Source organism: Haloarcula rubripromontorii, assembly GCF_001280425.1.
Taxonomy (GTDB): domain Archaea; phylum Halobacteriota; class Halobacteria; order Halobacteriales; family Haloarculaceae; genus Haloarcula; species Haloarcula rubripromontorii.
Map to the genome: position 1 here is coordinate 25,430 of NZ_LIUF01000010.1, position 12,017 is coordinate 37,446.

Consider the following 12,017-nt stretch of genomic DNA (forward strand, 5'->3'; position numbering starts at 1 on the left):
CCGGCAACTGGAACGCGACGGAGCGTATCGGCTTCGGACTTCCGAGGACTGCATTGTCTCGCAGTTTGTCGAGCAGACACTCTAGCTGGGGCCATCGAAGGAAGGGAGTTCCATATGCATTGAGAACGCCGGTCTCAACTTCTGAAATTATGCGATGGCACTGGACTGGCGATGCTGATAATCGCCAAAGCCCAGCAGTGGAAAAAAGAGGACACCAAGGAAGGTGAGTCCCAGTCCAAAGCCGATGCCTCTCCCGAACGCTCGAGCCACTCCAGCATGAATCTTGTACAGTGCGTAGAGATTTACTATCGGAATAAATATGAGAAGTAACCACCACCATGCATTCTCCCCGATCCGAAGCATAATATAAAGATTATAGATCGGAATGATTGCCTTCCACCCTGCGTGACCAGCTTTTTTGAATACCATCCACATCCCGGCAATCTGGATGCCAGCAATCAACAGGTTGAACAAAGGGAGCACAATACCACCGGCGTCACTGCTTTGGAGGGGGGTGATTAACACCTCAAAGGGGACCATACCGGTAGTGGTTTACTGATTTAATAAAAAAGTGGTGAATCTGATAGGCGTGATTGAATCTGTTTCTATCAGATGATCGTATTGACTAATAAAGAGACTACTCCGGCGCAACGACATCCTCACACATTGGACACTCGGCCCAGATACCCTCCGTGCCATCGTCTTTCTCGTATTCAACCAGCAGCCACGGAGTTGTGATACGCTCGTCGCAGTTTGGACAGCGACCGAGACTTTGCGTGTCATCAGGCATGGAACGGGGATGGAAGGAGCGTGTGACAGTATTCCCTTCACGCAAAAATTGCCTACCCTCGGACATAAGCGTTTAGCCACTGTCTCGCGCTAATTAACAGAACCGTGTGCTCTGCCGTCGCGGTCACACTCACCTAAAACCGCTTAGCAGTATAATAGAGAGTCCTACTCGCCTGCTTCGTCTTCTCCTGGCTGGATATCTCGAAGCCGACCACTGATCTCCTGCTCGTGCTCTTCGAGGAGCTCGTAGAACTCTGCAATCGTCTCCGCAGCAGTTTCGCCCTTCGACTTGATCGTGACTCTGTCTTGATCTCGGGTGTCAGTTCCTCGATCCAACCGTGCTTCCATACTGCACCCAAAGTCCGTTCGTTCAACCTTCTCCACTGTGTCGTGAGCCGCGTCTGGATCTGAGTCTTGTTCTGTTGACATGGGTCTTCTCAGGACGCTCTCACTGGAACGCCCCTCGCCCGGTTGGGGCACACAAAACAGCCGTCAATCGCTGCTCTCGAACGCACCCAGACTGGCCTGTTCAGTCGGGACAGACGTCGTGACCGGCGGCGTCCGGTCACCCGAATCCGTCTCTGTCTGCTGTTCTGAGCCGGACTGGCTCCCTCCTTCGACCGTGTTCTCGAAGGCGTCGGTCATCCACCCGTGAAGATTCTCGACCTCCTCGTCGTCTAGCTCGCGAACGCTTCCACCCATCGGAGAGTAGGAGGTTTCCCACGCCTGTTGGAACTCGACAGTCAGCGAGTTACCTTGCACGATGTAGGCATCCAGATTCAGGAAACAGCAGTTCAGCGCGCTCATGCGGGCACACAGTGGGTCCTTGTCTTGCCCGACAAACAGCGCGTCTGGCTGGTTCCGACCGGCAGTCAAGAGCATTCGACCGCTCCCGCAGGCTGGGTCAAGCACCGTCTGTCGGTCGTCGGTATCGTTCTCGTCGACGACACCAGCAATCTCGACCATCATCTCGCAAACAGAGTGAGGCGTGAAGTGTTGGCCGAACGCATCGCTGGACATCCCAGACTCCTCGTAGACCGCTCCAAGAACGTCAGCATCCGTGGCTGCCATCCGCTCTTGCAGCTGGCCGAACGCTTTTGAGAAGAGGTCGACTGACCGCTGCCCGTGGGGTGGTCCATGTCGCTACGCTCTCGATAGTCGTCGACGATCTCCAGGTACGGATCGTCCCGCCGTTGGAGTGCATAGAGCATGAGGTTAATCCGGTCTCGGAAGACCGTGTGGGCGCTGTGCCCACGCTGGCGAATCTGTGCAAGCGTTTCAATGATTTCGTCGACGTCGATCTGTGGCGAAGCCATTCTCTCTCAGCTACCAGAGAGGCACAAAATCCGGCCACCCGACAGTCAGGAGTCTGGTCACTCTGACCGTAGCGTTCTCTGGTCAGTCCACATAATGCATGGAATTTATCTGTACTTAGATCATAACTCTATGTGAGATGGTAACATAGGTTTTGACCAGACCTCCGACAGCGGAGAAGCAGGAGACAACTGGGCCTCTGATAAACAGGAGATCTCTGCTCTCGTTGAGGATTTTATAACTACGGACGCAGTTCCTTCTGAGGTGCAAAATAGGGCTGCGAGACTGCACAATTCTCAGCCTGTCATAGAATACGTCTCATACCCTCTACGTCGTGATTCGAACAGCTTCAGCTCACGTCTGAGTGAGTGAAATACTCCATTTCAAAAGCTATCCACACGAATCTGCTCGAAATCTTCCGGCTGAGAACCATTGTATGACAGGCTCCAATTCTGGCAAGTCATCAGCACTCAAAATAATTCTCAAATCACTGGATTAATTGCGTGATAGTGACATAGATGGGTACCCCGCTTCTCTGGGAGTAACGAGTGTTCTGACAGACTGTCGGAATCTAGGAGTGAACAGCAGGGGTTGAGCGGGCACAGCAGTTGCAAGCCATGAACGCAGCGAGTTGGGTTTCCACCCAAAGGATGCTTCTGTGAACGTACTAAGAAGTGCTACAGAATCGGTGAGATGCCGTCCCCAAACCATAAGCGGTGGGGAATCAGCATGGCTCCCACGGTGATGACACGGATTCCGATGGGGCCTGCTTGAGCGGACCATTGATCTAGAGATGGAAGGAAACGCGAGTTCCTCCGGTATGCTGCCGGCTCCTCTTGAATGTGTGTTGGAATCTCAAATGACTCACTTGGCCGAAATCCGATCGGCTGATTCCACGTTCTTCAGGACGTCAAGAAGATCAATTGCGCTCAGTCCACGTTTCCGCGCCCGACAGTGTAGACGCGATGATTAGTATCAGATAACATTAATGAGTCTCGTCCGTCGATGACGACTGAGCCCGCTGGTCGGCCCATCGAGTCCCAGTCTAGCGCCTCGAAGTCGTCGTGCGGTGTGACCATGACGATAGCATCGTAGTCCCGCTCTGACGCCCGAGAAAGTGGTAGCTGCTCTAGGTCGAACTCGGCGGTATCGTCGAGAAGCGGGTCGATCCCGTCGACGTCGGCCCCGGCCGCTGACAGCCTCTCTGCGATTGGACGGGCAGGCGATGTCTGCGTTTCCTCCACACCGGGGCGATAGGTCAGCCCAAGCACAAGGACGCTGGCCGCGGCCAGTTCCACGCCGTCGGCGGCCAGTTCCCCGCGGAGTTTCCGGATGGTAAACGCTGGCATTGAATTATTGACCTCGCGTGCGGTCTCGAGCAGTGGCGTCTCAGTGTCAAACGGTTCGATGAGAAAGTGGGGATAGACCGGGATGCAGTGGCCACCAACCCCTGGTCCAGGGTCGTGGATATCACAGAACGGTTGCGTGTTGGCAGCCTCAATTGCTGCCCGAACATCGACACCAAGCTCGTCGGTAAAAGTCGCTAGCTCGTTTGCCAGCGCGATGTTGACATCACGGTACAACCCTTCAAACAGCTTGACACATTCGGCAGTGGTAGCGTCGGCGACAGCGATAACACCGCTGTCGTTGATACTGGCGTAGATGCACTCTGCCAGTCGGGTGCTCTCATCGTCGACACCACCAACGACCTTCGGGTACGCGCCGCGGATGTCCTGAATAGCGCGTCCACTCGCGGTCCGCTCGGGACAGAATGCGACACCGAACGCATCAGTCTCTAAGCCGGCTGCCGTAGCGATGCCGGGCCAGACGCGGTCAGCAGTCGTCCGTGGTGGAACGGTACACTCTACGATGACGAGATCGCCGGGCGCGACGCCCTCCGCAACCCCATCGATAGCAGCGTCAAGCATCGAGAGATCGGGCTCAGACGTGTCAGTGAGCGGTGTCGGCACGATGACTACGTGAACGGTCGCTGCAGCCGCCGCAGCGGCCGGGTCAGACGTCGCACGAAGGTCCCCGGCGGCGACACAGTCTGCCACTAAATCGGACAGTCCCGGTTCGCGCCGGACGTGGCAGTTGCCAGCATTGACAGTTTCAACGACTTCCGGATCGATGTCGACACCGATGACAGCGCCACAGACATCGGCAAATACAGCAGCTAGCGGGAGCCCCATCTTGCCGAGTCCATACACTGCCACCGGGAGGGTTCCGTTTTCAAACGCGGCTTGAACCTGCTCGGCAGTGGCGTCGTTCCCGTAAACGCCACCTACTGACTCAGTCTGTCTGTGCATTGGTGGTGAACTCCCCTTCCGAAGATCCCGCGTCGAACGCTTTTCGGTCAATCGTCTGTGCTAACTCAACGGCTCGGATTCCGTCCTCACCTGTAACACGCGGCTGGCTGTTTGTCTGTACAGCATCAAGGAAGGACTCGAGTTCGCGCTTGAGTGGCTCACCGGTGCGTACTGCCGGTTTCTCGACGATACTCTCATGACGGTACCGAACCTCGTTGTCCGTCGCAACGTACTCCGGAACTGACTGGCGATGGACTTCCAGCGACTGATCAATGAAGTCAGCGGTCACGTAACAGGAATCCGCGGTGATTTTGAACTGACGGATCTTCTTTTCTGTGACCCTGCTCGCCGTCAGCGAGCCAATGACCCCAGAGGCAAACTCTAACGTTGCTGTCGCGTATCGGCCCTGTGCAGCGCCGCTGACCTGAATATCTGACACCGAAGACGGCAGGAGATGACAGATCAGATCGATATCGTGTATCATGAGGTCAGTGACTGCCGAGTCCTCGACGGTGCGATCGACTGACGGCCCTAGCCGTTTGGCCGACACAGAAATAACATCGATATCTTCGAGGATCCCCTCCAAGACCTCTGTCACAGGGTTGAACCGCTCTATATGGCCTACCTGAAGGGTCACGTCCTCGGCATCCGCAGCTTCGATGAGGTCGCGTCCTGTCGCAGCCTTCATGACCAACGGCTTTTCGATCAACATCCCAGTCCCAGCGTCAATACACTGGCGAGCAACCTCGGCGTGGTACCGCGTTGGGACGGCGATTGAGACCGCATCAGCTTGCTTGCACAGATCCGCGCTGTCACAGGCCCGGACCCCATTTTCGTCAGCGATCTGCTTTGCTCGATCCGCGTTGGCGTCGGCAACGCCGATCAGCGTCGCTCCGGACAGTTCGTTGTAGACTCGGGCGTGGTGTCGACCCATTGCTCCGACGCCAACAACACCGACATCGAGCGTCTCACCCATACGTCTGGACCACCTCCGCCACTCGTTCGATATCACGTTGATCCAGCGCCGGATGTACCGGAAGTGAGCATACTTCCGCAGCTGCGCGCTTCGCTTCGGGTGTGTCGGCAGTAACACCGCTGTACGCCTCTTGTTCGTTGATCGGGGTCGGGTAATAAACACCGTGTCCGATATCGTGTGCGGTGAGCTGGTCGATCAATCCATCCCGATCCTGACAGCGAACAGTGTACTGATTGTAGGCGTGCCGGCGATCGGACGGTTCGACAGGAGTCGTCAGGTCAGTTGCCGAGAGCGCGTCAGTCAGTATCGCCGCGTACTCACGCCGGGTCGCAACGTACTCTGGAAGGCATTCTAGTTGTGCCAAGCCGATAGCGGCGGCGATACTCGTCATCCGGAAATTATGCCCTACATCGGTGTAGCCCTCGTCGCCACGACCGTGGTTGACGAACCGCTCGGTCCGAGCCGCGACCACAGGATCGTCGGTGACAACCATCCCACCCTCGCCAGTAGTCATATTCTTTGTTGGATAAAAAGAGAAACAGGCCACATCGCCGAGACTACCGACCGGCTCGCCGTCGACGGCCGCTCCATGGGCCTGTGCCGCGTCCTCCACCAGCGGGATGTCATGCTCGTCAGCGATCTTTCGCAATCTAGTCATGTCGGCAGGCAATCCGTAGAGATGAACAGCGATGATAGCGTCGACGGCTCCATCGTGGGCCGCAATAGCCTGTTCAACGCTGTTGGGGTCTAAGGTGTACGTTGTCGGATCGATGTCGGCAAATATCGGCTCCGCACCGGCGAGGCGAACTGCGTTCGCGCTCGCGATGAACGAGAACGGCGTCGTCAAGACACAGTCGCCGCTTCCGATGCCGAGTCCTTTGAGCGCGGCGTGGAGAGCTGTGGTCCCGTTGGCGGTAGCAACGGCGTGGGAAACCTCACAGTGCGTGGCGAACTCAGTTTCGAACTTTCGCACCTGCGGGCCATCTGCCAGCTGTCCGCTATCGAGTACTGCTTGCACCCGCTCGCGCTCCGCATCCCCAATGTCGGGCGTGGCAAGGTTGATCATTGCTCTAGCCTGTTTCGTGTATCTAGTTCAGGCGGCAGTGGTTCGTGGCTGGCCGGGACGCCCACCGCCAAGCTATTCGGCGGAACATCTGTCGTGACGACTGCCCCTGCAGCAACAAAGCTGTGCTCTCCGATAGTCACATCGGGTAACACCGTAACGTTCGCCCCGACAGTGACTCCGTCCTCAATAGTCGGCCCCGCCAGTCCACCGTCGCTACGCACTGGATATCTGTCGTTTGTCAGGACTGCATGTGGGCCGAGGAAGACGTTGTCCCCGATGGTTGTCTGCGACGGGACGTACACCCCTGTCTGAAGGCTAACATGAGAGCCAATGGTCGTCTTCCCATCGATAACGGCGTTCGTTCCGAGTACGACATTGTCACTGATGGTTGTATGCTCCCGAACCAGTGCGTTGTGTCCTGTAACAAACGATGCTCCAATGGCGACATCACAGTAGATGACTGTCCCGGCACGTACTGTTGCCGCTGTTCCGAGGACTGCCGGCGAGACATCGTCGTTGTACTCGTAGCCCACTGTCGCCTGTGGTGAAATAGCTGCGCTCTCACCCACCTCAGCTTGCATAGAATTCGATCCCTCCGCTCACCCCGTTGTTCATAAATACGTTGTTCAGTAGGAAAGTAACCAGCGTGTTACTGGTCGAGTACTGCTCTCCATTCCACCAACAAGGCCTATGATTAGAAGGCATGTCCAATCGACTATTTTTACTACACAGGTATTATTATAAAGTATATATTTTACATAATACTACCATACTATCAGTAAGTTATTATTTGTAACGAATAATTATATGTACAACCTCTGTAAAATCAGGAGTACTGCACAAACCGCCGATACAGTTGCAGTAGTGAATCGATACCGGTTCCGCTCCGCTCCACAGAGTAGAACCCGGTTAGCTCGGGTCCGAAATGGAGTTTATACCTGTTTAGACGGGGGTCACCTGCACCCACCAGCTCATAGGCTGTTCGCCCTCGCCCGATCGCATCAGTAATCCCTCGCCAGATGAGCAACTCATTGACCGGGAGATCCACATGATCGGGGGGCTTGACGTTCCCGAGCCAGCCCGAAATTGTGTCTCCGTCGTCGTAATAAATATGCCCACCGACGACATCGCCATCGACACGGAGGACGTAGGGGCGGATTTGCCCCGGTTGAAGCGCTTCGTAGAGCCGCCCGGGGAACCCAGTGGGAACGGGGAACGGCTCGCCCTGCTCGTTGTACCGGCTTTCAACGTGGTGCATCACCGTCTCAGTCGCGTCGAGTCCTTCCTCAGAGATCGTGTACTCGGAATCCGACTCCTGCCCGTTACGGAGCCGCCGACGCGCCTCGCTGGTGAATCGGTCTCGAACGGCGTCCTTTCCACCAGAGAGGTCGGTGACATATGTATACTCCGGCCGAACTGTACAGTCATTCCACTTAAATTGCCGGACGTCATCGAGTTCGGTTGGCGTCCGCACTCGGAGGTACTTCGGATCAATCGTGTCTTCGATATACTCGAATGCCGCATCGATAAATCCCTGCCGACGTCGCTCACGCTTGCGTTGCTTGGGGTCCCCTCGAACAATGAACGCCGGACCAAGTCGGGGAATCCAGAGGTTCGGTGGCGGGGAAAAAACAGCACTGAACGGCCCCTTGTGAAGCTCGAAGATCGGAAGGACACCGATCGGCTCCTGTCCCTTGAACCCCATCAGTCGGTGGAGTTCCGTCCCTGAGTCGGCTGCCAGTTGCTCTAGAGCCGCACACCGGTGAAAGACAGTAGCGTGTGGCGAATGTTCAAGAGCGCTATCCCACTCTTCATGTCGGTCTGTCCCGACGCACTCAATCTCGATACTCATTGTCGTAGTTAGTTTTAGTTGTCATCTCAGTAGTTCTGTCCGCGATAGAGCCGGCGTCCGAATTTGAACGCACGCCAGGCGACCGCCGAAAGCCCTCTGTCCCACTGGACGATCGGGCAGATCGCTGGTCCGTACTGTGACTTATACGTAAACAATCCGTCTCTGAAGTCTGCACCCGTCGCGCCGAAGTCATAGCTCTCGAAGCCAGCGTCAATGGCCCACTGAATGGCCGCGCCATGGAGCTGTTCCGATGTCCCGTATTCGTAGGCTGACGTCTCCGGAATCGCCGAAAAGTAGTATCTGAGGGCTGACTGCTCCTCATCTACGATGCAGATATGTCGGCCGAGGGTATCACCCTCGCGGTGAGCAGTAAACACCTCGACTCGTTCGTCCATGTGTTCGGCAAGCGCCTCAAAGAATGCCATTGGAAAGCTATCCGCTCCGATTCGCTCCATGTTCTGGACGTAGTTGGCATGGATCGAGGCCAGCATCGGGCCATCGAAGTCAGTCCGTTCGACGGTGACTGCGTCGTTGCGTAGTTCCGTCCGTCGTGTCCGGTCCATTCCGGACCTGATATGATCCCACCCGGGCGCAAGGTCAAGCACAAGTCGACAGGAGGTGACTGTCGATTCATACCCCTGACCGATGAGGTACTTACTGTATCTGTTCTGTGCCTGGCTCCCGAGCCTTATTTTATGCGAAAGCGCCTGCCGTGGCGCTGCTGTTGTGAGTGCCGACAGCATCGAATCGAGGCACGCCTCGTGGTCTGTGGCGATTACTGGACCGCCAGTACCGGGATAGAGCGACACTAGACGCTCAGTTGGCAGGTGCGAAGCCGTCGCTTCCACGACCCGATCGGGGCCCGGTAGATCCGCTGGGTCGGGGGTTGCAACCGGTGTCAGAACAGTCGGAAGCACAGCAACCGGGTTCGATCCTTTCGTCACGACTGCGTGATAGGCTGGCCGATCCAGGCCTGCTTCGACTGCCCTAAGCCACTCGTACCGGTGGAACACCGTTCCGAGGTCCGACTGTGTGACGAGATTATTCCACTGGTTCGCGTTGACGGCTGTAACTGTATCGTGGATCGTCGTCTCGTGAGCAGTCATGCACACCTCCGGTCGATAGCTGATCGGTACACTGCGGTCAGACGCTCTGCCATCCGATCCAGACGTAGCGGCTCGACAGCAGCCCGTCCGTGGACAGCCTCTGACGACTGGAGGGTCGCTGTAAGTGCCGTTGTGAGTTCTTCGTCGTCCGCGCAGACGGCAGACCGAGCGGCCCCATCGATCAGACTCGCGACGTCACCGACATCTACTGAGACCACTGGTGTATTACACGCCAGCGCCTCTTTGACCGCGTTCGGTGACCCCTCGTGGGTCGAGGTCAGTATGAGCGCATCTGCGGCGTTCATGTATGTCGGGACCCGGTCGTGGGCGACCCCATGGACGACTTCAAGCGATACCGGCGTGTCGAGACGCTCGTTGACCGCATCTATGACACGGACCGCTCGGGGATGGTCCTTTTCGGCACGGTCGGGGTCGTAAGGAAACAGCACGTGATGCCTACCGTCATCCCAGCCCAACGTTTCTTTGGCAATTTCGGTCGGGACTGGCTCGAACTGCTCGAAGTCGACGGCATGAGGGATCACATGACACGCTTTTCCAAGCGCGCCAGCCATTGCCGTAGACATTACGACGACTTCGTCAGCGAGCGTGGCACACTGGCGACTCAGCCAGTCGTACTGGTCGAAAATGTCCGACCCCCATAACGACAGGACAACCGGACGGGTCGGCTGTGCCAGTGCCATCGGTGCAGTCAATCCATAGTTAGCGTGGACGAGGTCGTATTGCCACGGGGAGGCACTGAGCGATTCCGTGTAGAACCGGAGATACGCCATCGGCGACCGAGCAGCTTCGTCGCCACCGGGTACCTCCAGAACCGTACAGTTGATGCCGTGACGCTCCAGCGCTTCGACTTGCTTGTCAAAAAACGGCCGCCGGGTTGTCACAAGCTGAAGAACGTCCATCGGAATTTACACCCTCTTTGTGGCAGGAGTGGCCGCTGGGTCCTGCCAGAGACACTCAGTCACTCACATCCACCTCTGTCCCAGGACTCTTCCGGTGGTCGAGGACCACTCCGAGCGAAAAGACGAGGACGCCAAACAGGTTTGCGAGCGCCGCCGCTGTAAGTCCAGTGTCTTGTGCTAGCCCCAGTACGCCGACGACCAGTCCGACACAGATCGCACTGAAACCAGCGACGTAACACAGTACGAGTGGGTAGGCCCCCTCTCGGACGTATGCTCGATCTAGTCGTGAACAGAAGTTCCGCACCAACAGCCACGAGACCTTTGGAATGTACTCCCGGTAGCGAATACTCGACTCGGCTTCATCGTACTTCGCTGGCATCGGAACATCTGCAACCCGCATCTCACTGACGCTGAGTTCCACAAGCAGATCGTTGCAGTACCCGTAGTACTCATACATCCCGTCAAGGTCGATCGCCAACAGCGCCTTGCGTGAGATGGCTGTATACCCGTTCTGGGGATCTGTTATCCCCCAATAGCCCGATGCGACCCTTGTCAACGCTGTGAGGATCGCATTGCCGACAAGCCGGGCACGGGGCATCGCTTCACGATACGCCGGTCTGTGGAGGCGGTTACCCTTCGTGTAGTCCACCTCGCCGTCGATGATGGGATCGAGGAACGAATCGAGAATACTCGGGTCCATCTGTCCATCACCGCCCATAACGGCAGTAACGTCAATGTGGTCCCGCAATGCATGGCGGTACCCTGTTTTGATCGCGCCACCGACGCCGCGATTAGTTTCGTGGCGTATCGGGCAGACTCGCTGTTTAAATCCACCATCTGTTTTCACGGATTGCTCCGGATTGGGCGGGGCATCTGCCCGGTCCAGCCTTGCGTGTGCCTGAATTTCTGTCCATGTGTTGTCCGTCGAGCAGTCGTCGATAGCGTAAATACGGTCGACGTATTCGGGAATTGTATCGATGACAGTCCCAACGAGTCCCGCTTCGTTGTACGCTGGGACAACCACACCAACAGTGTATCCTCTATACATCCTCACCCATCAGGCTGAGACAGTCGACCGGCCCCACCAAGGCCTCACTCAACCGCCTAGCACATATGTATAGTATCATATCTATCTGCCAACTCCCACAGATAGTGTGGCGATGGCTGACTGTCAATTAATTATAAGTTGATTATTCGTAGAAGGATCCCCTTACCAGGTCTGTTGCGGGGCCGAGCCGACAGTCCGCTGTGCGACTGTATCCATGGTGCGGACCGCGAGACCCGGCCCACGCTTTTGATCGATATATGACAATACTGACTCCATCCGCTCGATCCCCGCGTCGTTGATGAGATTGTTTGGATGAAGCCAGAGGTGGAGGATTCCATCACCACCGTCGACCTGATCGACCCCTCGCTGGACCATTTTGACAACGGGGTCAGCCCACAGTGTCTCAGTTATCTGGCGAGCCCATCCTTCGAAGCAAAACAGTAACAGCGACGCCGGGATCTCAACGAGCCCATGGTCGTCGACACGAGGCTGGACAATGGGCGGCGTAATTCCTAACGGCGAGCCACTGACGGCCCGAACCAGTGGCGTCAATCGATTATCAGTGTGCCAGCACGGTGGCTGCCGCCCACGATAACAACGAAAACCTGATTTCGCAAGGACATCGCGATGCGCAACA

The 12,017-nt window shown here is 56.6% G+C and carries 12 protein-coding genes and 1 pseudogene; all 13 read right to left on the minus strand.

What is annotated here, in order from left to right; all coding sequences use genetic code 11:
* Positions 1-147: 147 nt before the first annotated feature.
* The 13 genes and pseudogenes from AMS69_RS18385 to AMS69_RS20970 all read right to left on the minus strand — a co-directional run bounded on the left by AMS69_RS18385 (position 148) and on the right by AMS69_RS20970 (position 11,755).
* Positions 148-540 carry a DUF5684 domain-containing protein gene (locus AMS69_RS18385; RefSeq protein WP_053969489.1) on the minus strand — a complete coding sequence of 131 codons (393 nt, stop codon included), beginning with the start codon at positions 538-540 and terminating at the stop codon, positions 148-150.
* Positions 541-637: 97 nt separating this feature from the next.
* Complete coding sequence (locus AMS69_RS20795) at positions 638-790, minus strand: DUF7837 family putative zinc-binding protein (protein WP_004516568.1); 153 nt, start codon at positions 788-790, stop codon at positions 638-640.
* 164 nt (positions 791-954) lie between these two features.
* Entirely contained in the window at positions 955-1,218 is a 264-nt protein-coding gene (locus AMS69_RS18390; RefSeq protein ID WP_053969490.1) for a DUF7389 domain-containing protein, read from the minus strand.
* Positions 1,219-1,281: 63 nt separating this feature from the next.
* Positions 1,282-2,105: pseudogene (locus AMS69_RS18395) on the minus strand (N-6 DNA methylase).
* 927 nt (positions 2,106-3,032) lie between these two features.
* Positions 3,033-4,412: a nucleotide sugar dehydrogenase gene (locus AMS69_RS18400; protein ID WP_053969491.1), complete on the minus strand. Its 1,380-nt coding sequence runs from the start codon at positions 4,410-4,412 to the stop codon at positions 3,033-3,035.
* Entirely contained in the window at positions 4,396-5,388 is a 993-nt protein-coding gene (locus AMS69_RS18405) for a Gfo/Idh/MocA family protein (protein WP_053969492.1), read from the minus strand. Before AMS69_RS18405 ends, AMS69_RS18400 begins: the two co-directional genes overlap by 17 nt.
* The gene (locus tag AMS69_RS18410; protein WP_053969493.1) at positions 5,381-6,454 is read right to left on the minus strand and encodes a DegT/DnrJ/EryC1/StrS family aminotransferase; all 1,074 of its coding nucleotides are present in this window, start codon (positions 6,452-6,454) and stop codon (positions 5,381-5,383) included. Before AMS69_RS18410 ends, AMS69_RS18405 begins: the two co-directional genes overlap by 8 nt.
* Positions 6,451-7,035 (minus strand): acyltransferase, encoded by a 585-nt coding sequence (locus AMS69_RS18415; RefSeq protein WP_053969494.1) that lies wholly within the window; start codon positions 7,033-7,035, stop codon positions 6,451-6,453. Before AMS69_RS18415 ends, AMS69_RS18410 begins: the two co-directional genes overlap by 4 nt.
* Positions 7,036-7,280: 245 nt before the next feature.
* Positions 7,281-8,306: a GNAT family N-acetyltransferase gene (locus AMS69_RS18420; RefSeq protein ID WP_053969495.1), complete on the minus strand. Its 1,026-nt coding sequence runs from the start codon at positions 8,304-8,306 to the stop codon at positions 7,281-7,283.
* 26 nt (positions 8,307-8,332) lie between these two features.
* Positions 8,333-9,412, minus strand: coding sequence for a GNAT family N-acetyltransferase (locus tag AMS69_RS18425; RefSeq protein WP_053969496.1), 1,080 nt, complete (start codon positions 9,410-9,412; stop codon positions 8,333-8,335).
* A complete protein-coding gene (locus AMS69_RS18430) occupies positions 9,409-10,332 on the minus strand; it encodes a glycosyltransferase (protein WP_053969497.1) in 924 nt (307 codons plus the stop codon). The genes AMS69_RS18425 and AMS69_RS18430 overlap by 4 nt, the downstream gene beginning before the upstream one ends.
* 55 nt (positions 10,333-10,387) lie before the next feature.
* Entirely contained in the window at positions 10,388-11,380 is a 993-nt protein-coding gene (locus AMS69_RS18435; protein ID WP_053969498.1) for a glycosyltransferase family 2 protein, read from the minus strand.
* 162 nt (positions 11,381-11,542) lie between these two features.
* Complete coding sequence (locus tag AMS69_RS20970) at positions 11,543-11,755, minus strand: hypothetical protein (protein ID WP_238378581.1); 213 nt, start codon at positions 11,753-11,755, stop codon at positions 11,543-11,545.
* Between the last annotated feature and the right edge of the window lie 262 nt (positions 11,756-12,017).

Excerpts from the sequence above, each read along its gene's own strand:
- AMS69_RS18435 (WP_053969498.1), bottom strand. The coding sequence starts at position 11,380 with ATGTATAGAGGATACACTGTTGGTGTGGTTGTCCCAGCGTACAACGAA.
- AMS69_RS18425 (WP_053969496.1), bottom strand. The coding sequence starts at position 9,412 with ATGACTGCTCACGAGACGACGATCCACGATACAGTTACAGCCGTCAAC.
- AMS69_RS18420 (WP_053969495.1), bottom strand. The coding sequence starts at position 8,306 with ATGAGTATCGAGATTGAGTGCGTCGGGACAGACCGACATGAAGAGTGG.
- AMS69_RS18405 (WP_053969492.1), bottom strand. The coding sequence starts at position 5,388 with ATGGGTGAGACGCTCGATGTCGGTGTTGTTGGCGTCGGAGCAATGGGT.
- AMS69_RS20795 (WP_004516568.1), bottom strand. The coding sequence starts at position 790 with ATGCCTGATGACACGCAAAGTCTCGGTCGCTGTCCAAACTGCGACGAG.
- AMS69_RS18390 (WP_053969490.1), bottom strand. The coding sequence starts at position 1,218 with ATGTCAACAGAACAAGACTCAGATCCAGACGCGGCTCACGACACAGTG.
- AMS69_RS18430 (WP_053969497.1), bottom strand. The coding sequence starts at position 10,332 with ATGGACGTTCTTCAGCTTGTGACAACCCGGCGGCCGTTTTTTGACAAG.
- AMS69_RS18410 (WP_053969493.1), bottom strand. The coding sequence starts at position 6,454 with ATGATCAACCTTGCCACGCCCGACATTGGGGATGCGGAGCGCGAGCGG.
- AMS69_RS18400 (WP_053969491.1), bottom strand. The coding sequence starts at position 4,412 with ATGCACAGACAGACTGAGTCAGTAGGTGGCGTTTACGGGAACGACGCC.
- AMS69_RS18385 (WP_053969489.1), bottom strand. The coding sequence starts at position 540 with ATGGTCCCCTTTGAGGTGTTAATCACCCCCCTCCAAAGCAGTGACGCC.
- AMS69_RS20970 (WP_238378581.1), bottom strand. The coding sequence starts at position 11,755 with ATGGTCCAGCGAGGGGTCGATCAGGTCGACGGTGGTGATGGAATCCTC.
- AMS69_RS18415 (WP_053969494.1), bottom strand. The coding sequence starts at position 7,035 with ATGCAAGCTGAGGTGGGTGAGAGCGCAGCTATTTCACCACAGGCGACA.